This window comes from Chryseobacterium sp. CFS2 (genome assembly GCF_036543225.1).
GTDB classification, from domain to species: Bacteria; Bacteroidota; Bacteroidia; order Flavobacteriales; family Weeksellaceae; genus Chryseobacterium; species Chryseobacterium culicis_A.
Genome location: NZ_JAZHQU010000011.1, coordinates 1 through 20,615, shown reverse-complemented (window position 1 = coordinate 20,615; position 20,615 = coordinate 1). Strand labels below are relative to the sequence as shown.

The following is a 20,615-nucleotide window of genomic DNA, read 5'->3' as shown; positions in this document are numbered from 1 at the left end:
TAAGAAAATCAAACTAATCAGTTCTAAAATGATATAAGATTCGCTAGAATTTTTTTACGATAATAACAGATGTATATCAAATTAATATTACTAATATTTTACACTTTCACGATTATTTCAACTTCACCACAACCTTTCCTTTCGCTCTTCCACTTTCAACATATTCCAAAGCTTTATTGGTTTCTTCAAACGGAAATACTTTATCTAAAACAGGTTTTAATATTCCCGATTCTATTAGTTTTGTCATCTCTTCTAATTGTTTTCCATCTGCTGTCATAAAAAGAAACGTGTAATCAACACCCAATTTTTTTGCTTTTTTCTTAATTCCAAAGCTCAGAAATCTTGTTGCCGTTTTCACCAGCCAATTCGCATTGATATCCTTTGCAAACTCCGGTGTTGGCGGACCAGAAATTGAAATGAGTTTACCTCCTGCTCTTAGAATATTTAAAGATTTTTCAAATGTTTTGTTATCCTGACTGTTCAAAACGAGGTCATAATCTTTCAATATCGCTTCAAAATCCTGCGTTTTATAATCAATTAAAACATCGGCTCCCAATTCTTTAAGAAAATCAAAACTTTTGGTACTCGCAGTCGTTGCAACAGTCGCTCCAATATGTTTTGCCAACTGAATAGCAACGGTTCCCACCCCTCCGGAACCAGCCTGAATAAATACTTTTTGTCCTTTTTTAACCTGTCCGATTTCCACCAAAGCCTGCCAGGCCGTCAAAGCAACCAAAGGAACTGAAGATGCTTCCTCCATCGAAAGATTCTTAGGTTTAAAAGCCAAATCTTCCTCTCTAACGGCAATATATTCTGCAAAAGTCCCGATATGAAAATCAGCAGGCCGAGAGTAAACCTCATCTCCAACTTTATACTTTTTTACATTTTTCCCAACTTCTGTTACAATTCCTGCAAGATCGTGACCTAAAATAAGTGGCATCTTGTAGGGAAGAATCAGTTTGAATTCGCCAGTTTTGATTTTAGAATCTAAAAGGTTTAAGCCTGATGCATAAATCTCTATCAAAACTTCGTTGTCTTTGATTTTTGGTATAGAAACATCTACCAACTGCAAACCTTCTTTCGTGTACTTATTGATTAAAAATGCTTTCATGATTATTTCAATTTTGTGAATTCTTTTTTTGGATTGATTATATCGTATGCTTTTTTAGGTGCAATTCGATTAAGAAGATAAAGTGCTTTTGCATCGCCGACTCTTATCGTGTCAATATTTTTTTGCATTCCAACAATCAGACTTTTTACCAATTCTGTGGTACTTATCTTTTTATCCTGTCGGTCTGCAACCATATCGGTATCCACCAATGGCGGCAACAATTCAAAGACTTTCACTGAAGCATTTATTGACTGCAAATGTGACCTCAATGATTTTGTATAAAATGCCAAAGCCGATTTTGAAGCAGAATATGTCGCTTCCAATACCGACGGAACAATGCTTAGAATAGACGTTGTATTAATAATTGCTGATTCCCGGCGGGATTTCAGCATTTCCATAAAAAGGTTATTCAGACGAATAACCCCCAAATAATTAACTTCCATCTCATACACTGCACCCTCCAAATGTTTTTCATTAGCAATCCCCAAATTCATTGGACGAACACCAACTCCTGCATTGTTGTACAAAATATCAATACCACCTAAAGCATTTACTTTTTCATAAAGAGCCACTGCATCTTTCTCTTCCGCGGCATCAGATTGAATGACCGTTATTTCAGAAAATTGTTGTTTAACGGCATCTAATTTCGTTTGATTTCTTCCTGTAATAATGACCTTATTGCCTAAAGCCAAAAATTGTTTTGCGGCTTCCAATCCAATTCCGGAAGCTCCTCCCGTAATCAGAATGGTTTTATCTTTTAAATTCATGACCGTAAAATTTAAAAATGAAATAAACCAATCATAGTCTGCATTAAGTTACAGAAAATAAATAGCTTATAATAATTATTTCTTTTAAGCCTGCATTAACTTTGACATTGCTTCTCCAATAGCATTTGCATAAATTTTTGAATCTCCCACAGGAATATCGAATAGATTATTTTCTAGTCCGATAAACAGTTCATCTGCCACCTCACTTGGCGGAATTCCTGCAGCACCACCAATTTCTGCAGAGAAATCTGTATTAACCAAAGGTGGATATACTTCGTAAATGTGAAGGTTTTTCTGTTCTTCATAAGTTTGTCTCAATGCAGTTGTGTAACTATGCAAAGCAGCTTTTGTGGCCCCATAGGTTGGTAAGAATTTGTGACTTCCGTAGACAGCAATGGACGAAATATTAATAACTGCTGATTCTTCTTTTTCCAATAAATGAGGAATCATCAGTTCTGTAAAATGGATGATGGCAAAATAATTGGTATTCATTTCAATCTGAGCTTTTTCGTGAGCGTTGGTTGTTTCGCTTAATAAATATCCGAATGCAGCTCCTGCATTGTTTATGATGATATTTACATCAGCATGATTTGTCTTCAGGTCTTCTGCTATACGGATTCTGTCTGCTTCAATGGATAAATCTCCCTGAATTCCTACAGCATCTGTGAGTTCTGACAATGCTTTTTGGAGGCGTTCTTCATTTCTTCCGTTGATAATGATTTTATTACCTGCCTGATTTAATTTTTTAGCGATTGCTAAGCCTATTCCGGCACTTCCGCCGCTGATGAATATGGTATTACCTGTTGTTTTCATTTTGTTGAATTGTTATTTTTTGTTGAAAATGTATAATGATTAACTGCCTTGCGACAGGGATAGAAGCGACATCCTTTTGTGGAGCTTTAGCGGAACAAAAGATATAGCGGATAGCCCGCTCGGTCGCCCCAATTATTTTAGTTGTTAAGGAAAGGATAATCCGTGTAACCTTTTTCTCCCGGTGTGTAAAAAGTCTCCTGGTCGGGTGCATTAAGAGCTGCATCGGTTTTGAAACGTTCTACCAGATCTGGATTAGCGATAAACGGAACGCCAAATGACACCAAATCTGCATCACCATTTTCCAAAACTTTAGTCGCCGTTTCTTTGTTGAAGGCACGGTTGATGATAATGGTTCCGTTATAGATTTTTCGGAAATGTTTTGCGACCTCCTGAATGGCATTTTTGTTGTTGGTAACGTCTGTGAAAGGTTCAATTAAATGGATATAAGCCAAATCGTAGTGGTTTAGTCTGTTGACCATATAGTCATAGGTTGCGATGGTTTCATCATCCACAGCAATTCCCATAATTCCGTTCAAAGAAGGATTGAGACGAATCCCCACTTTTCTGATATCGGCAACTTCTTGGATGGCATCTAAAATTTCGAATAAAATTCTGGCTCTGTTTTCTGGATTTCCTCCATATTCATCGGTTCTGTCGTTAGAATTTTTGCTAAAAAACTGCTGCAACAAATATCCGTTGGCGCCATGAAGTTCTACCCCATCAAAACCAGCTTCGAAAGCATTGATTGCTCCATTTTTAAAATCCTGAACTGTTCTTTTAATATCTTCAATCGTCATTGGCTGTGGAGCCACGGTTGGTTTGAAACCTTCTGGTGTGAAAGCTTGTTGGTTCGGATTAACATTTGAAGGTGCCAAAGGTAATTTTCCGTTATGTAAATCCGGATGAGAATATGCTCCTGTGTGCCAAAGCTGGGCAAATATTTTACCGTTTTTATCGTGAACAGCTTTGGTTACGGTTTTCCAGCCTTTTATTTGAGGTTGAGTATAAATTCCGGGAACATTGATAAACCCAATTGCTTCTTCGCTGATAAAAGTTCCTTCGCTGATGATAAGTCCTGCTGTTGCACGTTGTGCGTAATAGGCTGCTGTAAGTTCTGTTGCGACATTCCCTTCGTTTGCAGAACGGGCTCTTGTCATGGGAGCCATTACAATTCTGTTGTTTAAACTTTGTCCCTTAAGCTCATGGCTTTCAAATAACTTGTTGTTCATATTTTATTTTTTTGAAATTGATTTCTAAATATCATTACTTCTAAAATATACTAAAAAGTATATTTTTTATTAAAAAAAATTAGAGTGAATACAGCTCTAATTCGTTTTTTAAACTTTTTACCAATTCTATCATTGGTTTTGAGGTTTCCATTGTTCTACACAGAATAATACCACCCTCTACAGCTGCCATCATTTTGAATGCAAAAGCCTCCGGATTAAGCTTCTCTGAAAACTCCGAATTATTAATTCCTTCTTGTAAAACATTAGCTATTCCTTGTTGTCCGGCTCTTAAAGTAGCTGCAACTTTCTTTTTAATAATCGGAAAATTATCATCAGCTTCTACCGCCGTATTGAATATAGGGCAACCGCCCGCTATAAATGTATCAATCGGATTTTTGTAAAAATCAAGATAAAGAAAAACTTTTTCTTTAGCTGTTTTTCCCTGGGAAACAATTGTTGACATTTTAACTGACATTTTATTTAGTGAATAATCAATCACTTGTTCCGATAAATCGTCTTTACCATTAAAATGCCCGTAAATGCAGCCTTTTGTTAATTTTGTGGCTTCTAAAACATCATCTATACTCACACCAGAAATCCCTTTCTCATTATAAAGTGGTGCTGCTGTTTCCAGAATAAATTGCTTTGTTTTTTCTGCTTTGGTTAACATTATATTTTGATTTAACATTGCAAATATACTAAAAAGTATTTTTTAAAAACAAATAAATTATACTAAAAAGTATATTTTGATAGTAACTATGTATTTATATGCATCATCTCAAAAATATAAAACAGTAAAATACCAATGATCTATCTGGCTTATTTGTATTGAATAATAAAACTCATATTTTGGATAAAGATGCTATTCGGTACATTGAAGTATATAATCACCCAATTTATTAATATTGATTTAAAAATAAATAATATCGTACTTTTTTATCCTGTACAAACAAGTATAAAATTGCTAAAAGACATCATGTTTCTACAAAATATCTGATATCCTGGATTATTAATTGACTTTTGTTTTTTTAAGTTTTGAAAATTTAATCTCGGAAATAAGCGTTGCAGTCAAAATCAGACTTCCGCCAATTAATAAACGCCAGGTCAGATTTTCACTGAGGATAAAAAATGAGGCAATTGCTGCAAAAACAGGTTCGAAAAGATAGATAATTGCCACCTTTTCTGCACTGATGTATTTCTGTGTAATATTGGAAACCGAGTACATAAAAGCAGTTGAGAAGAGCGAACAAAAAGCCACACCTATCCAGAAATTATTGTTTGCCGGAAACCAATTGCTTGAACTATCGAATAATGATAAGATAAACATCAAAATCGCAGCAGTTGTAAACATCGGAACCAAAGTCTGGATAATATTATTTTCTGAAGCAAAATACTCAACTCTTATCAGGTAATATGAAAACCCTAAAACACCGATTAAAACATAGGCGTCGCCGATGCTGATTGAGAAATTTTTAGTCAGAGAAATAATTCCCAACCCTAACAATGCTAAAGCTGCCGAAAACCAAATCTTCAGTTCGATTATGGATTTGTAAAAGATAATTTTTAGAATCGGAATCAGCACAACGCACATTCCTGCGACAAAAGCACATTGCGAAGCCGACGTATGTTTTACAATTCCCAACGTCTGAAAATGAATCCCAAATGTCAGCGGAATTGCCAATCCGATTCCTGCTTTTACGGAATTCATATTTAAGTTTTTCAATTGTTTATGGAAAATTAAGCCAATTAAAATTGAGGCAAAAAAGAATCTGTAAAACAGGAATGTCGATTGCGAAATATTTCCAACAGACATTTTGGTCACAGGAAATGAAATTCCCCAAAACGCAGTTCCCAGCACCAGAAGCAGGAGGCACCAATTTTTCTTTTCCATAATTTTTTGATGAATTGATTTTTAATTCGATTTACTTGTTAAATTTGCTTTACTAATGATTAATTTGCATTAATGGATATACAGCAACTCAAATATTTTCTGGCTTTGGCAAAAGAACTTCATTTCTGGAATACTTCTGCAAAAATGAATATCACGCAATCTGCTCTGAGCCGACAGATTCAGTCTTTGGAGAATGAATTGGGTGTTCAGTTGTTTTATCGTGACAAACGAAATGTAAAGCTTACACCCGCCGGAAAATTCTTGCAGGAAAAATGGGGCGAAGAACTCAATCAGATCGATTCTTTTCATCAGTTGGCTCGACAAATCCATTTGGGTGAATCTGGAACGATTAGGATTGCGCATCCTGATTCGATTTCCTCTTCGGTTTTACCAGATTTTGTGAGAAAAGTTTCCGCTGCTTTCCCGAATCTTAATTTGGAATTAGTTCAATTGACGAATGAGGCTCAGGAAGATTACCTTAAAAATTTCAAAATTGATTTAGCATTTTCCCGTGATATCAATAGCTCTTCAGTGATTAACGAAAAGAAATTAGGTTACGAAAATCTGTCTTTTGTGGTTCCTGAAAATCATCAGTTTAAAACTTTATCCGATATTTCTGAAGAAACTTTGAAAGTCCAAAAATTCCTATTAACGACTGGAGATTACAGCAGTAGTTACAATCTTTTGGTTCAGGAAGTAATTGATTCTTATAATATTAAACTCAATTCTTACATCCGTTGCGAATTTGGCTCAACCATTATTTCGATGATTAGAAACGGATTAGGGATTTCAATTCTTCCTCATTCTTATCATCTTCATCAAAATGCCGGAATCCGCTTTATACCGCTTCCTTTCGTGACCGATTTGTACATCCAATGGCGAAAAGACGACCCAAATCCTATTCTTAAAAATATTCTGGAGTTAGTTTAAGACCATTTCGATATGAGGAATTCCGTCTTCATCGTAAGGATTTCCAATTTCTCTAAATCCTAAAGAGTTGTAAAATTTCAAGAGATATAATTGTGCGCTGATTCTAATTTTTGATTCACCAAAAACTTCTTTACAGGCTCTAATAGAATTTTTAATCAGTTGTTTTCCTAAACCCACTCCTCTAAAATCCGAACCGATGACAACACGGCCAATTGAAGCGTCTTCATAAGACAAACCTTTCGGAACAATTCTGGTGTAACCTGCCAATTTTTCATCAACCATACACATCAAGCTATAGCATTTCAAATCTTTATCATCAATGTCTTGATAAGCACAGTTTTGTTCTACAATGAAAATTTCGTTTCTTAATTTTAATATTTGATAGAGTTCTGTGGTGGTTAATTCTTCGAATGATTTTACGAAATATTCAATCTCCATTGTATTAATTTTTCAAATTCAACTTCATCATAATATCGGTCTGCTCTTCATTTCCAAGCCTGAAAATATGTTTGTCAAATTCTACAAAACCATTTTTCTTGTAAAAACCAATCGCTCGCAAATTGTTTTCCCAAACTCCTAACCAAACATAATCTACCTCTTTTTCTTTCGCAGTTTCAATTGCTTTGTTGTAAAGAATTTGCCCAACATTTTTCCCGTGAAAATCTTTAGACACATAAATTCTTTCGATTTCCAAAGCGTTTTTACTTTTAATTTCTGTTTGAGAAGAGCCTGTATTAAGTTTCAAATATCCGATTACTTCATTATCCAACTTTGCAAAATAGAACTCGGAATTTTTATCGTTCATTTCAGTAGTAAGTTTCTCTGTTGAAAAACTTTTTTCTAAATATTCAGCCATACTTTCTTCCGTGTTGTTCTCGGAGAAAGTTTCAGAGAAGGTTTTTCTGCCAATTTCCTGAAGCTGTACTATTTCGTTTTTCGTAATTTTTGTTATAATAATTTCCATTTTTTATACTTTCCATTCGTAATTCAACCCATCGTTATTTTCTTCTGCACCAAGACGTTCATAGAATTTTTGTCCGGCTTTGTTCCAAGGTGCAACCGTCCATTTTATCTGTAAACAATTATTTTTCTCTGCCTCTATTTTCAAAGCATTCATCAACTGTTCTCCAATTTTCTGACCACGATAATTTTCATCCACATACAATTCTTTCATATAAATTGCCGGTCTGTTTTGCGCAGTGTAAGGAAGGAAATAATACACTAGCATTCCTGTAATTTAGTCTTTATCTTCCGCAACCAAGCAATAAAAATCCGGTGGGTTTTTCCTGAAACCACTTTCTTTCACAATTTCCGGCGTGATGGCAAAACTGTCACTGTATTCTTCAAAAATTGCCAGCTGCTCTATCAAAACCCAAACTTTTTCACTGTCGGATTCTATCGCTTTTCTGATGATAATATTTGTATTCAAGTCAGTCAATTTTTATAATTGCAAAATTACCAGATAGAGTAATGCTAAAAAATGCTATTTTTTAATTAACTGATTCAATTTTTGCATTAAAACTTCATCATTAAGAATCATATATGAATTGGTACATTCAAATATATAATTGTATAAATTACCTTATTCTTTGTTGATAAAAGCAAAATAAGAATTTGAAAAAAATTAATTTTTTACTATTGATAGTTGTGAGATTCTTTATAAATCTTCTACCAAATGTCTCGACATGTCTCCCGTTATGGGTACAAGACCGAAACAGTCAATTAAAGACATACTATTCCAATTCTGATTGCTAATGGTTCTGAAAATTGGAGTTCGTAATTGATTTTAATTTGCCTTAATCGAACCAAATCATCGATAAAAGTATTTGAAGATACGCTCGTCAAGGTCACAAACAACAATTTGCGCATATTTATTTTTATACAACTCATAATCATTTTCATTGCTTATTACTTTCTCACGAAAAAATAATCTTGCTATTCTTTGTTTAGTTGATCTATCAGATACCATATAAATGACTCCTGATCCCAGTGGTTTTTGTGTCTTATCGTGGTTTATTTTTGTGAATGATTCATATTATTTACATTTTAAATTAGTTATTAAATAAAGGTTACAAATTCTTCAAATGGTTTGCGAACTTTTTCCAGTTTCAGATTCCAGTCATTTTCCTGGTCTCTGTATCCCAAAGCAAGCAACATTGAGCTTCTTAAACCTTTGGAAGGAAGTTTCAAAAATTCGTCAAGCGCTATCGGGTCAAAACCTTCCATCGGCGTAGAATCTATTCCTTCAGAAGCGGCTTCAATCATCGCTAAACCTAATGCAATATTTGCCTGCTTAGCTGCGTGATGGAAGTTTTCTTCGATACTCATATTTCCGAAAAATTGTTTCGAAAATTCTCTTTGCTTATTATACTCATTGGAATCAACATTGCGTTTTTCTGAGAGATAATCGAAGACTTTATCTATTCTCTCTTTGGAATATTCATCCCAGACTGCAAAAACTAAAAGATGTGAAGATTCTACAACCTGAGGCTGATTCATTGCAATGGGTAATATTTTCTTTTTGATTTCAGGATTGCTGATTACGATAATTTCGTAAGGCTGTAATCCAATTCCTGATGGAGCAAGACGAGCTGCTTCCAAAATATTATTGATTTTTTCAGAAGAAATTCTCTCCCCTGTCATTTTTTTTGTGGCGTATCTCCAGTTCAATAATTCTATTATATTTTTCATTTGATGTTAGTTTTGAATCAAGGCAAATGATGAGTCATCACTTACCTTGATTAGTTTAAAGTATTTAGAAAATGCCTAGCTGACCTAAAAGTATCGTTGCGGCAGTGTAACAATGGAATGATTTTATTTTTCCATTCTCGATTGTGAAAACATCACAACAAGGGGTCTGCATTGTTTTATTTGTCGCAGGAATAGTTCCGGAAGGTAACTCGAGTGGACCTTTATGAGTTCCGTTTAAAGATAATTCAACTACTACTGTATTCTCATTTTCCAAAACATAAAGATCATACAATTCCCTGTGCATATCTGGAAAAGCTGTTGCATAAATATCTACTGTTTTGCCGATGTCTTGTCCATAATACTTAGTTCCTGCAGACACATCCCAGAAATAGCCGTCTTCCGCAAAAAGTTCTACAAAACCTTGTGTATCCTGTTCTTCTGCGATTCTGTACAATTCACGGATTAATGTTTCATTTGCTGAATTTTGATTGATTACTGATGATTTCATACTATTTTATTTTAAATGTTAAAGATTGAGTTTGATTTATTTTTTTGAAAAATGGAGGCAAGAATCCTGTTGATGAATTCTCATTCACCGATTTGTTTATTGTTAAATTTTGTTTGATATTTTAAGAAAGAAACTATTTTTTGGCGTCTACAAAAACATATAATTTGACTGCTTTTCCGTTTTCGAAAACGAAAAGATCCATTCCTGTTACAGCATCCGGTTTTTCAGTAGTTCCGTTCTGCCAGTAGAGTCTTGCAATGTTGTGATTAACGTCTATTGCTTTGATATGGGAAAACTTAGAATTTGGACTTTTCTGTTGCAATCCATCCACAAAACCATTGATTTCTTTGTGGCCGACTGCTATAAAGTGACTGTCTACCATTTCAATCTCATCTGCATAAATTTTTGACATTAACGCTTCACGTTTTTTAAGGTCTCTTTCGTTCCAGATAGCCAGATGTCCTTCTACTAAAGATTTAATCTCATTTTCAGAAAGCGTTTTTGAATCTGGTTTTTCAGTTTGATTTTTCACAGCATCTTTGGGTGACCATAAAATTGTTGTCGGATTTTTTTTCTCATAGCCCTTGCCGTTTGGATATGAAACCAATTCCATTTTAGAGCCCCATGGTGTTAAAAAATACACCCAGGTTTCGCCTTCTGTATCTCCTGATAGCATCAAAAATGGTTCTCCCAAAAATTGTACTCCTTTGCTTTTCAGATAAGCAACACTTTTACTAATATCATTGGTATAAAAAGCAATATGACTTGCTCCGATATCATCTCCTCCAGGTTGTTGTGAACTTCCTTTATTGTCTTGATATTCGAATAGTTCGATGTTGGCTCCCGTTCCTGCTTTTACCATTTTGAATGATACCGGACCGGTTTTGAGATTTATATGATTATTCTTTTTCCACACATCATCCAAAGGAATCGGGCCTAAACTTGTTACCGCTCTAAACCCTAAAACATCAGTGAAAAAATTTACGGCCTGTTTCATATCCGGAACGTTGATTCCCACATGGTCTATTCCAAGAATTCCTGTTTTTTCTTGCGCCGAGGTGTTTGAAACTGCTGCTGATAATAAAAGTGCACTTGCCACAGCTGTTGCATTGGCTTTGATTTGATTTTTTAAATTGCTCATTATGATAATTTTTTGTTGTTATTTATAGAGCAAATTTCCAACATTCAGAGGTCTTCTTCCATTGACAAAAGTTTGAAAATAAAGCAAACAAATGTCAATGAAAAATTGAACCTGTTTAAGATTCAACGGTGATATTGGGATTTAATGTTTAGAAATAAAAAAGGCTGAAGCACAAATTCCTCAACCTTTATCTATTTATTTTGAAATTAATTAGTCATTATATTTTGCAAGCCATTTAGCTTTCAATTCGGCTCTGGCATTGATAAATTCGAGGTCTGTTCCCTGAGCCACAGCATCCAATGGAAAACGCAACGGGCGGGCTCCTTCTTTCATTTGTATTAATTCCAATATCCCGTCTGCAATAGTTTGCGGATTCATATTGAATTCCTTCATTTTTCCAAACAATGCAGCACCAATAGCATTAAACTGCTCTGTGGCAACCGGATTATAGGCTTCAGAAATTTCAGGTTTATCTGAATTAACACCCGCTTTTTCACCCGTGTTCATTTCAGTTGGATAAACACCCGGCTGGATAGAAACATTATCAATATTGAATTGTTTTAATTCATCCTGCATGCCTTCGGTAATACTTTCCACTCCAAATTTAGAAGCAAAGTAAGGAATCATAAAAGGGGAAGTATGAGCGCTTGCTCCGGAACTTATATTGATAACCAAACCACTTTTATGTTCTCTCATAGAAGGTAATACAGCCTGATAAGTGCGGATGACTCCATAAAAATTCACTTCAAACATTTGTCGTATCCTATCTAAGCTATAGGCTTCCAATAACCCGAAACCTGAAACAGCGGCGTTGTTGACCAATACATCGATTTTACCATACTTTTGAAGTACTTTTTCGAAAGCATTGGTGACCGAAGAATCATCAGTTACATCAATTTCAACGACTTCAATATTCGGGAGTGCTCCCAATTCTTTGGCTACGGTTTCATTTTTTACTGAAATACCTCGCATTCCTGCAATGACGGTGTATCCTGCTTTTGCAAGAGTAATTGCTGTTAATTTTCCAAAGCCTGTACTTGTTCCAGTGATAAATACTGTTTTATTCATTTTGTCTTATTTTTAATTGTTATTTTAATAAGGCAAAGATGCTGGAACATTAGGTTTTCTTCCATTGACAAAAGCTTGAAAATAAAGCAAACAAATATCAATGAAATGGATTGGGTTTATTTCTTAACCATATTTCTACGCAGTCTGGTAAGGGTTTCGGGAGTAATACCAATATAAGAAGCAATCATATGCTGAGGAATCCGGTTAACGATGTGAGGATATTTTTCGAGGAAATTCTGGTATTTTTCTTCCGCTGTAAAACTAATATTAGCTAAAATCCTTCCCTGCGAAACAATAAAGCTTTTCTGAATAATCTGATTAACCAATTGATCGAGCTGAGGAATTTCTGCGCACAGCTTTTCAAAATCTGATTTTTCAATTAAAATCACTTCTGTAGGTTCGATAGCGTCAATGTTGAGACGTGAAGGATTTCCACTGTGAAGACTTTCACGATCTCCCGTCCAATAATTTTCCGGTGCAAAGCTGATGATATGTTCGGTTCCATTTTCAGCAATAGAAAAGGTTTTTACCAGTCCACGACAGATAAATGCATTGTAATGCCAAATGTCTCCTTCCTGAGAAAGGAATTGTTTTTTACGAAGTTTTTTGGGTTTACATACGGATTCTATTAATTGTATTTCCTGGTTAGAAAGTTCTATTTTGTCGGTAAGGTATTTTAGAAAGATTTCGAACATTATTCATAGTTATAAAGCAAATTTAGAAATTTAAAATAATTCAGCTATTTAGATTTTATAAATTTAATTTGCTAAAGTTTAGATTCATTAACAATTCAATACTTTTCCGTTAAGATAATCAGACTTGTGATACCAAATAAAAATCAATAGTACACATTTTGTTTAATTTAGCTCAAACGAAACCAATTATCTATAAAAGTGTTTGAAGATACGCTCGCCCTGTTTGCAAAAAGCAAAATGGCACCAACTTTAGTCGGCGCCATTTATTTTATTTTTGATTCAACATATTGCGTAATTCCATTGAATCACAATCCAATTTTTTATGGTAAAATATCTACTGATTATATAGCCTAAGAATCTCCACCAATTCGGGTACGGATCGTATTTTCAACTTCTCAAACAACCTGTTTTTGTAAGTACTGATCGTTGATGAATGAAGATTCAGTTGATTTGAAATTTCTTTGAGGGGAAGACCTTCTGCAATCTTATTGGCAATTTGCAATTCGCGGTCTGATAATGCTTCAAAGGGAGAATTTTTTGTCACACCATTTAATGATTCTAAAAAAATTGCTTCTTTTATGTTGTCACTGACATATCGGCCCTTACTGAGCATCGCCGTTAAAGCCGCCTCAATGACTTCAGTGGAACTTAGCTTGCTGAGATAGCCACCAGCACCCATTTTTAGATAACGCATCCCATACAACTCTTCATCCTGTGAAGAAAATATGAGAACTTTTAATTCAGGTTGGTGAATTTTTATGTAATCTATTGCTTCCTGAACAGAACCATTAGGCATATTAACATCCATAATGGCCAGATCAAATTCTTCTTTCAGAATTAATTTGTACAGCGATTTATAATCTTCTACTTCTGAAATTATGGCATCGGGTATGAATCGTTTGATTGTTTGTATCAAACCCATCCGAACGATACCATGATCATCTGCTACAACAATGCGAGTGCTTGCTTTTAAACCCATTATTCTATAATTTTATGTAAAAAAAGAGAAACCGTAGTACCTTTATTTTCAGCGGAAGTAATTTGGATGTTTCCCTTCAGCAAGGATATAAAATTTTTTACAATTTTCAAACTTAATCCAACTCCTTTCTCGCCAGCAGTTCCCAGGAATATGGGACTACCATAATTGTAGATGGTAGATAAATACTTCTCCTCTATTCCTGTTCCGGAATCAATGACAGAAAGCACAACCTGATCACCTTCTGTAGTTGCCTGTAAATAAATATCTTGCCCCGAAAAAGAGTATTTTACCGCATTGTTAAAAATCTTGTCTAAAACATATTCGAGCAACAGGCGATCGCTTGTAAGAAATGCATCGTGGTCTCCTTTAAAATAAAATTGAATGTTTTTTTCTTTTAATTTAGCCGCGTATTTTTCTTCTAAATAGTGAAAAAGATCCATCACCATGATTTTAACGGGTTTAATCTTAAAATCCCCATATTGTGTTTTTAGCCAGGCATTACTGTCCTGGATCGTTTGCAGATTCTTCTGGGCATCTCGTTTTACCTGTGGCAACAACTTAAAAAAATCTTCCTCACTTAAAGTCTTTTGCTCTAACTCTTCTATAAGCCATAGAAAAGTTCCAAACAGTTCTTTTGGGTCATGAGACAATATCGAGATCAGTCCGTTCTTGAAATTGATTTCGTTTTCCAGTCTTTCGATTTTTAATTGGAGTTCGTTGATAAAATCATTCATAAATTAAGTATCAAAGGTTTTAGAAGCTTTTTGAATTATTTTTTTGGAAAAAGGCAGAAAGAGTTATATTTTTTAATGCGAATAAAACATCCGGTTCAAGCCTTTCTCCAGGAACTGGCAAGTTATAAAAAATATCGTATTAGTAAAAAATCAAATGGGATTTACTTGAAATAGTAAATCCCATATTTTATCTTAATAAAATCCAGATTGCCCAAAAAGGCAAAGTTGAAATTCATGAAAAGCGCTGAATTGTTGAGAAAATCATCTTATGAACTCTTAATACCAGAAGAAGTTCCAAAGATGATGAAAGAAAAACAGAAAATGCCAATGTTGTTATTGTCATAGCAAAGATCAGGAGACTAACTCATAAAATTTAATTCAAACAGCTTCTGAATTTTTCTCATGCAGTTAATTTATCAATATTCTGATGATCCGGAAATTGATTATTGCTATTAAAGTGGTCCATAAGGAGAACCTGTTTCAGAAAGTACTGTTAAATTGCCGTAAAGCTATAATAAACATTAATAGAGTAAGTAGTATTTTCCTTCCCTACCAAACTTTGGGCACCCGCAGGTGGTATGGTGTATCTTACGTTCAATCCACGGTCCAAAACCGGAGCTCCGTTAAAGAGTATTTTCTGAGGAGTTTTGGATAAAGGAACATTTACAGCACTCCCATCTATGCCAATTTGTAAAATATTTGAATTGATGCTGGTCTGTAAACCACCTTTCTTAAAATAATTTTCGTCCGATTTTACATAGAGCTCAAAATTTTCATTATTGGACAACATAATTTGGTTGGGAATCATTTGTGACTGACCATCAGTGTAATGGGCAGCGGTATTAAAATTGAAGTTTACATTGCGCCCGGAACTCGGGATGGTGATCTCTGACAGAGGAAGCACCTTTAGCTGAACAGCCGTATTTTGCAAACTGTTAATTGAGTTATCTGTACTGCTTGCATTGAAGTTCAAATCAAACGTATAAGTTCCGGCTTCAAAAAAGAAGTTTTTAAAATCTTCCGCAGACACATAAAGCTGCGGAATGAAGTTGGTTCTGTTTCCTGCTACGACACTGAAATTAGCCGCGGAAAAATTCTGAAAATCGGAAGATAAAGCTTTGGTTGTGAGTGAAGATCCGTTACTACCCAATTTAATGCTTGCTATATTTCTGGTTCCCGGAACACCTTTAGAGGACGTGAACTGAATGTTTGTGGCAGCAGCTTTCGCCCAAAAATTAAAATCAACCGTATTTGCAATTTCTGTATTCCCCAAATCCCACACCTGCGTGCTTGTACTGCGGTAGTCATTCAAAGAAGAGATTTCTATGTATTTTGTTAAAGAGTTTGCAACCCATTTTATAGCTGAAGGAATGACTAAAATTGTTTTAAAATTACGTGGTGTGAAGTCATTATAATTCTGAGTGATATCCATGGAGTAATTCCCGGCCCGGAAGGCATTGGCACTAAATTGTGAGGCAGGAATTTTAAAGGTAAAATTGATATTTCCCCGGTTGAATCCTCCTCCAAGACTGATGGATGGCGGTTCAAACCATCTTACAGCGCTTGTACTGAACGACTGAAAACCTGGCAAATAACCTGAAAATCCAGTAGAAGGCATCTGTCCTCCCATACTTTCCAACTGCCACAGAAGCGTGGAACCGGGCAAAGTAAGTGAGGAAGAAGAGTGAGTAAAATTGGGCCCGGAAACAGAGGTAAATGTAGGAGCTGTTGGGAGTAATCCCAAAAAGGCATAATCCCAGTTGGTTCTGTTGGCGTTCGTCATTACCCTTGTAGGTACTGAAGTAAATTCGCTCCTGTTAAAAATAGTATTGTCAGGAACCGACAGGTACACATCCTGAGCTTTCATGACTGTAGCCCCACAGTACACAGTAAAAATTCCTATTAGAAAAGACCTCATCTTTTTCATACTTTTAAATTTAAAACTTTTTCACCTTAATGGTGGTGTCTTTCTTCTTATATTCAAAAACCACAGTTTTTGAGTACCCTTCTTTTGTCACCTGAATAGTTTGGGTAGGCTGCGTATAGCTGTATTTGTCATTTTCAATATAGAGGTTGTATTTCCCATCTTTCAGGAAAAACTCAAACTCATTTTTTTGGTTAACCACGGCAGTATAGATCATACCATCTTCACTTTTGGCATACACTACTATTCCGGTTACATCCGTTTCCAAAACATCGTAGGCTTGCCTGATCTCTGTTAATTTCCCACTTACCTTAATATTTTTTACCAAGCCTACTTTACGGTTAATATTGGCATGCACCATAATGACAGGATCCATCATCAATCGGGCACCCGCACTTTCATTCACTTTCAGTGTGTAAGTACCTTCAGGCACATTCTGAAAAACTACTTTTCCATTCTTATCCGTCATCGCTACATAATTGTCCAGTTTTACAATTTCATTAGCAAGTACCGATTCGCCGGATTCCAGAAGTCCATTGAAATTTTTATCTTCAAAGAACTGGAACGCCACTTTATGATTTCCGAGAGCTGTAGCTGTGGTAAAATATTTTTTAATCCCCACTCTGTACTGGTAATAACTTCCACTGCTTGCATATTCAGCCGTAGATTTATAACCGGAAAGATTAAAATACCCTGTGGTAGACCATGAAGACGAAATCTTATATTCCAGATTACCGGTGATATTGCTGTTTAAATTTTTATAAAGTTCCGAATAGAAAGCTCCGGCTGAAAAAGATCCAGTCAGATTATGACTAAACATCTGGAAATTATATGATGCGTATACATTGTAGTTGGCGAAATTACGGTTTACATCATAATAAGAGTTTAAATCAAAAACACTGGTTGCGTTCCATTGAGCTGTTCCGTTGAGAGAGAATGATTTATATCTGTAAGACAAAGTTGTCTTCAAACTGTTGAACCACTCTGGGTTATCATTCTCTTTTGAATAAGAATATTCCGCTGTCAGGTTCAATCCATGCGCACCTAATGTAGTGCTGATGTTGGCTTCCAAACGGTATGAAAAAAGTTCCTGCGATGTGTAAAAATTAGCTGTTTTTTGTTTTTCAACCTTTGGAGACAGTAAAAAATTCCACTTTCTTAAAGAAAACTGATACCCTAATCCCAACGCTTCTGTACTGTTGAAATAATAACGTAAATTAGAGGTATTCCCAGGTTGGTTTGATTCACTCTGGAAACTCAGGAACTCAGGTTCTACCTGCGAATTCTGATATTGTATAAAAGCACGCTGAGCAGCAGAAAATTGACGGCCAATCCTCTGATTTGAGAAAAAGGATCCCCGTTTGATTCCTGCATAACTTTTGGTAGCAAAGGAATTGAAAGATTGTATATCCCATTTCCCTATTTTCCCATCGTAATTGGCTCCCATGGAAGCTCCTGCGTTTTCATCTTTGTTCAAAAGACCTTTTTCGTGACTCAGGCCCACCTCCGTGCGGATGGTGTGTTTATCGTTAATTAACAATGCTGATACTGCGTTCGCTACCTGCGTATCTACGTTAAGGCGCGGATCATGGTCGAAAATATAGGACACTTTCCCATTGAAAGATTTAGCATTCCCAAAAGCATATTTTGCGCCCGCCATGGTAGAACCTTCTGTTTGTTGGAAATAAGTACCGTACAGATTATAATTATTTTCCAGGGCAAGAATTTCAATCTGATTATTTTCACCAAATTTGGTAGAGACCTTCCCTCCTCTTCCGAAAACCGGATAATCGTAATCGCTGCTATTAACATTTCCCAGGCGTAACACCGTATTTTTTCTCTCCAGTTCCAACCAGGTATCATACAGGTTATAACGGCCGTCTTCAAGATAGTAATCTGCCCCGATATTGAAGCGCGATTTCAAATTCTCAGTTACCCGAAATGCTGTGTTTCCCCTCAATTGAAGAAAATTAAGAAGTGAACTGTTTTCATTATAGCTCATTTCCGCAAAATTACTTCCGCTCGCCGCTTCGTTTCCACGGGCAATTTGTCTGTTGTGCGATAAAACAACTAAGTAGAGCGTGTTGCTTCCCACAATTTTATTATCAAGCAGGTCTGTGACGATTGCATTAATATTAAATTCCGGATAAAGCGTATTCTGTTTTCTGACCACAATTTTGATCTCAACCGTTTGTTTTTCCAAACCTTCCAGAGATACAGTTTGTTGTTTTGGCAAAATTTCCAAGCCGTCAGGAATAGATTGCAGATCAATTTTAACGGTTCGTTTACTATACCCTTGGTTTTCTACAGTCAGCAGAATTGAAGATTGCGGCAAAGCAGGGTTAATGAAATTTTCGTAGGTGGCCGTATAAATGGCGATGTTTTTGTTCTCACCTTTAGCAACAAAGAACGCGGCACTTTCAGTTTTGGTGACCGTTGGAGTGGTATACGAAACCTTGAATTGAATCTCATTGGATCTCAGTTTCATAAAATCCACGTTGGCGATCAGTTTCACAGGAAGATTTTTAGACTGCCCCGCACCTAAGGTAAAGTCATTTTTGGGATAAAAAAGCAATCCCGGATAGTTTTCCTGAGGCAAGATATTCTGAATGATAATGTCTTCAGAACTTTTATTCTCAATGACCAGGAAATTAGTAAAAGTAGAACCTTTCTCAACAGCTACACTGTCATTTTCAAAATGGATTTGTATATCCTTCTTTTCCTGTGCAAAGGCCCACGAGAAGTTCAGAAGAACAAATACAAAAAATAAGATTGTTCTTCTTAAGACTGATAACGATATTCCATTCTGTGGTTTCAAAGCTTAATTTTAAAATTTAAAGTTTTTTTCGCCTACGCGTAAATCATTTGATTCTGCCATTTTGATAATAACCACGCCAAGGAAGTTCCCTGAAATGTTCTCTGGTAAAGAAAACTGAACAACCTGATGAGTATCCGGAAGCATGGAGATGGAAATTGCAGGTAATTTTATTTCCTTACCACTGTCTGTGTTAGTGAGTTCAAAAGCAACGGTGGCATCATTGATGGTGTTTCCATCATTATGGATGCTTACTGCAACTTTTCTATTCCCTGCATTCTCATTACTCGCTTCTGAAATATTGGTAATATCCAAACTTTTCACATGGTTTCCCGGTGGAGTATAAAAAATGTGAAGTCCCACTTCAAATAAGGTGATAATACCTATTCCATTCTGAACACGTGCCTTATCTGCCTGCTGAGGAAGTTGGGTAAAAAATAACATGCTGTTCGTAACGGCAGATTGTGATGCGTTTGCCGGAATCTGCATGGTTACTACAATCTCCTTTGTACTTTTCGCAGGAACTGTTACAGCATTTTCTAAGGTGGACACCCAGGAAGCATTGGAAGTTTTTGAACTGCCTGCTTCAAGATAAACCTTATTTCCGTCTTCTTCTCTAGCCCAATCTTTATAGTTGAGATTAAAAACATAATCCTTATCCGAGCTGTTTTGAAGCGTGACTGTCTTTGTTACTTTTTCTCCCGGATTACCTGTAAAAAACAAGCGTGTGGGTGACATAGAGATACTTTGTGCCAGAAGCGAAGAAGATCCCGTAACGATTAAGAAAATGAAAAGGTGGATAAACTTGTGCATGGTATAAATAGTTTAATAATAAAGATTCTCAAAACTACTGAAAACGTAGCAAAATGAACCTTTACAAACTAAAAATTTTATTATAAAGCAGTCGCTGTATAAGTTACTGTTTGTGTATAAGTTCCGGCTGGCTTCCCTAAAATATCAGAAGATGATGATTTTGCTGCTGGAATAGTGTAGTCCAGATTCAGTGTTAAGGCACTTCCTAATGGGGCATTTGTAACTAAATTCTGATCCGTTGCAGATAACACTACAGCATTTTTTGTTCCGCCCATTGTTCCGGCAGCTGTAGCTGCTTTAATTGTCAAAACATTTACAGGGATTAAGTTGGTTCCATTCATGAAATTAGCACCTCCTGCTTTTACTTTAACATTAAAGTTCTTTGTAGAAGTAACTTTTAAAGAGTTAGCTTTAGTAATAGTCTGATCAGAGTTATAGTCTGCTGCAGTAACGTAGTTAAAATCTACTGTATTACCAATGGCAGTACTTCCTGCGTCGATAGAGAT

Annotated in this window: 22 protein-coding genes; 1 reads left to right on the top strand and 21 read right to left on the bottom strand. The window is 35.7% G+C overall.

Annotation, left to right across the window (positions count from 1 at the left end; genetic code table 11):
• Positions 1–112: 112 nt before the first annotated feature.
• From ODR02_RS20950 to ODR02_RS20925, 6 genes are all read right to left on the bottom strand, one after another.
• Positions 113–1,111 carry an NADP-dependent oxidoreductase gene (locus ODR02_RS20950; protein ID WP_309513438.1) on the bottom strand — a complete coding sequence of 333 codons (999 nt, stop codon included), beginning with the start codon at positions 1,109–1,111 and terminating at the stop codon, positions 113–115.
• Positions 1,112–1,113: 2 nt separating this feature from the next.
• Positions 1,114–1,878 carry an SDR family oxidoreductase gene (locus ODR02_RS20945; RefSeq protein ID WP_309513437.1) on the bottom strand — a complete coding sequence of 255 codons (765 nt, stop codon included), beginning with the start codon at positions 1,876–1,878 and terminating at the stop codon, positions 1,114–1,116.
• Between the two features lie 84 nt (positions 1,879–1,962).
• A complete protein-coding gene (locus ODR02_RS20940) occupies positions 1,963–2,691 on the bottom strand; it encodes an SDR family oxidoreductase (protein ID WP_309513436.1) in 729 nt (242 codons plus the stop codon).
• 137 nt (positions 2,692–2,828) lie between these two features.
• Entirely contained in the window at positions 2,829–3,920 is a 1,092-nt protein-coding gene (locus ODR02_RS20935; RefSeq protein ID WP_309513435.1) for an alkene reductase, read from the bottom strand.
• Between the two features lie 79 nt (positions 3,921–3,999).
• Positions 4,000–4,590 carry a TetR/AcrR family transcriptional regulator gene (locus tag ODR02_RS20930; protein WP_309513434.1) on the bottom strand — a complete coding sequence of 197 codons (591 nt, stop codon included), beginning with the start codon at positions 4,588–4,590 and terminating at the stop codon, positions 4,000–4,002.
• Positions 4,591–4,929: 339 nt separating this feature from the next.
• The gene (locus ODR02_RS20925; protein WP_309513433.1) at positions 4,930–5,811 is read right to left on the bottom strand and encodes a DMT family transporter; all 882 of its coding nucleotides are present in this window, start codon (positions 5,809–5,811) and stop codon (positions 4,930–4,932) included.
• Between the two features lie 72 nt (positions 5,812–5,883).
• Between ODR02_RS20925 and ODR02_RS20920 the strand changes: the two genes are divergently transcribed.
• The gene (locus ODR02_RS20920) at positions 5,884–6,741 is read left to right on the top strand and encodes a LysR family transcriptional regulator (RefSeq protein WP_209783896.1); all 858 of its coding nucleotides are present in this window, start codon (positions 5,884–5,886) and stop codon (positions 6,739–6,741) included.
• Here the strand turns inward: ODR02_RS20920 and ODR02_RS20915 are convergent.
• From ODR02_RS20915 to ODR02_RS20845, 15 genes are all read right to left on the bottom strand, one after another.
• Positions 6,733–7,179, bottom strand: a complete 447-nt coding sequence (locus tag ODR02_RS20915; RefSeq protein ID WP_309513432.1) for a GNAT family N-acetyltransferase — start codon at positions 7,177–7,179, stop codon at positions 6,733–6,735. The genes ODR02_RS20920 and ODR02_RS20915 overlap by 9 nt on opposite strands.
• 4 nt (positions 7,180–7,183) lie before the next feature.
• A complete protein-coding gene (locus ODR02_RS20910; RefSeq protein WP_209783894.1) occupies positions 7,184–7,705 on the bottom strand; it encodes a GNAT family N-acetyltransferase in 522 nt (173 codons plus the stop codon).
• Positions 7,706–7,708: 3 nt separating this feature from the next.
• A complete protein-coding gene (locus tag ODR02_RS20905; protein ID WP_309513431.1) occupies positions 7,709–7,969 on the bottom strand; it encodes a GNAT family N-acetyltransferase in 261 nt (86 codons plus the stop codon).
• Between the two features lie 9 nt (positions 7,970–7,978).
• The gene (locus tag ODR02_RS20900; protein ID WP_309513430.1) at positions 7,979–8,170 is read right to left on the bottom strand and encodes a hypothetical protein; all 192 of its coding nucleotides are present in this window, start codon (positions 8,168–8,170) and stop codon (positions 7,979–7,981) included.
• Positions 8,171–8,799: 629 nt separating this feature from the next.
• Positions 8,800–9,432 (bottom strand): NAD(P)H-dependent oxidoreductase, encoded by a 633-nt coding sequence (locus tag ODR02_RS20895; RefSeq protein WP_209783892.1) that lies wholly within the window; start codon positions 9,430–9,432, stop codon positions 8,800–8,802.
• A gap of 64 nt (positions 9,433–9,496) precedes the next feature.
• A complete protein-coding gene (locus ODR02_RS20890; protein WP_309513429.1) occupies positions 9,497–9,940 on the bottom strand; it encodes a nuclear transport factor 2 family protein in 444 nt (147 codons plus the stop codon).
• Positions 9,941–10,073: 133 nt separating this feature from the next.
• Complete coding sequence (locus tag ODR02_RS20885; protein ID WP_209783890.1) at positions 10,074–11,081, bottom strand: VOC family protein; 1,008 nt, start codon at positions 11,079–11,081, stop codon at positions 10,074–10,076.
• Between the two features lie 210 nt (positions 11,082–11,291).
• Entirely contained in the window at positions 11,292–12,149 is an 858-nt protein-coding gene (locus ODR02_RS20880) for an SDR family oxidoreductase (RefSeq protein WP_209783889.1), read from the bottom strand.
• A 116-nt stretch (positions 12,150–12,265) separates the two neighbouring features.
• Entirely contained in the window at positions 12,266–12,844 is a 579-nt protein-coding gene (locus ODR02_RS20875; RefSeq protein WP_309513428.1) for a Crp/Fnr family transcriptional regulator, read from the bottom strand.
• A gap of 334 nt (positions 12,845–13,178) precedes the next feature.
• Positions 13,179–13,823: a response regulator transcription factor gene (locus ODR02_RS20870; RefSeq protein WP_309513427.1), complete on the bottom strand. Its 645-nt coding sequence runs from the start codon at positions 13,821–13,823 to the stop codon at positions 13,179–13,181.
• Positions 13,823–14,557, bottom strand: a complete 735-nt coding sequence (locus ODR02_RS20865) for a sensor histidine kinase (RefSeq protein WP_309513426.1) — start codon at positions 14,555–14,557, stop codon at positions 13,823–13,825. The genes ODR02_RS20870 and ODR02_RS20865 overlap by 1 nt, the downstream gene beginning before the upstream one ends.
• 493 nt (positions 14,558–15,050) lie before the next feature.
• Complete coding sequence (locus ODR02_RS20860; RefSeq protein ID WP_309513425.1) at positions 15,051–16,484, bottom strand: hypothetical protein; 1,434 nt, start codon at positions 16,482–16,484, stop codon at positions 15,051–15,053.
• A gap of 10 nt (positions 16,485–16,494) precedes the next feature.
• Complete coding sequence (locus ODR02_RS20855) at positions 16,495–19,299, bottom strand: COG1470 family protein (RefSeq protein WP_309513424.1); 2,805 nt, start codon at positions 19,297–19,299, stop codon at positions 16,495–16,497.
• Positions 19,300–19,308: 9 nt separating this feature from the next.
• A complete protein-coding gene (locus ODR02_RS20850; protein WP_245169666.1) occupies positions 19,309–20,109 on the bottom strand; it encodes an Fn3-like domain-containing protein in 801 nt (266 codons plus the stop codon).
• Positions 20,110–20,189: 80 nt separating this feature from the next.
• Positions 20,190–20,615: peptidoglycan-binding protein LysM (locus ODR02_RS20845; RefSeq protein ID WP_331835785.1), on the bottom strand; the 426-nt coding region annotated here is incomplete at its 5' end.

Bases quoted from the DNA above. Each gene is read 5' to 3' on its own strand.
- ODR02_RS20950 (WP_309513438.1), bottom strand. From the start codon at position 1,111: ATGAAAGCATTTTTAATCAATAAGTACACGAAAGAAGGTTTGCAGTTG.
- ODR02_RS20945 (WP_309513437.1), bottom strand. From the start codon at position 1,878: ATGAATTTAAAAGATAAAACCATTCTGATTACGGGAGGAGCTTCCGGA.
- ODR02_RS20940 (WP_309513436.1), bottom strand. From the start codon at position 2,691: ATGAAAACAACAGGTAATACCATATTCATCAGCGGCGGAAGTGCCGGA.
- ODR02_RS20935 (WP_309513435.1), bottom strand. From the start codon at position 3,920: ATGAACAACAAGTTATTTGAAAGCCATGAGCTTAAGGGACAAAGTTTA.
- ODR02_RS20930 (WP_309513434.1), bottom strand. From the start codon at position 4,590: ATGTTAACCAAAGCAGAAAAAACAAAGCAATTTATTCTGGAAACAGCA.
- ODR02_RS20925 (WP_309513433.1), bottom strand. From the start codon at position 5,811: ATGGAAAAGAAAAATTGGTGCCTCCTGCTTCTGGTGCTGGGAACTGCG.
- ODR02_RS20920 (WP_209783896.1), top strand. From the start codon at position 5,884: ATGGATATACAGCAACTCAAATATTTTCTGGCTTTGGCAAAAGAACTT.
- ODR02_RS20915 (WP_309513432.1), bottom strand. From the start codon at position 7,179: ATGGAGATTGAATATTTCGTAAAATCATTCGAAGAATTAACCACCACA.
- ODR02_RS20910 (WP_209783894.1), bottom strand. From the start codon at position 7,705: ATGGAAATTATTATAACAAAAATTACGAAAAACGAAATAGTACAGCTT.
- ODR02_RS20905 (WP_309513431.1), bottom strand. From the start codon at position 7,969: ATGCTAGTGTATTATTTCCTTCCTTACACTGCGCAAAACAGACCGGCA.
- ODR02_RS20895 (WP_209783892.1), bottom strand. From the start codon at position 9,432: ATGAAAAATATAATAGAATTATTGAACTGGAGATACGCCACAAAAAAA.
- ODR02_RS20890 (WP_309513429.1), bottom strand. From the start codon at position 9,940: ATGAAATCATCAGTAATCAATCAAAATTCAGCAAATGAAACATTAATC.
- ODR02_RS20885 (WP_209783890.1), bottom strand. From the start codon at position 11,081: ATGAGCAATTTAAAAAATCAAATCAAAGCCAATGCAACAGCTGTGGCA.
- ODR02_RS20880 (WP_209783889.1), bottom strand. From the start codon at position 12,149: ATGAATAAAACAGTATTTATCACTGGAACAAGTACAGGCTTTGGAAAA.
- ODR02_RS20875 (WP_309513428.1), bottom strand. From the start codon at position 12,844: ATGTTCGAAATCTTTCTAAAATACCTTACCGACAAAATAGAACTTTCT.
- ODR02_RS20870 (WP_309513427.1), bottom strand. From the start codon at position 13,823: ATGGGTTTAAAAGCAAGCACTCGCATTGTTGTAGCAGATGATCATGGT.
- ODR02_RS20865 (WP_309513426.1), bottom strand. From the start codon at position 14,557: ATGAATGATTTTATCAACGAACTCCAATTAAAAATCGAAAGACTGGAA.
- ODR02_RS20860 (WP_309513425.1), bottom strand. From the start codon at position 16,484: ATGAAAAAGATGAGGTCTTTTCTAATAGGAATTTTTACTGTGTACTGT.
- ODR02_RS20850 (WP_245169666.1), bottom strand. From the start codon at position 20,109: ATGCACAAGTTTATCCACCTTTTCATTTTCTTAATCGTTACGGGATCT.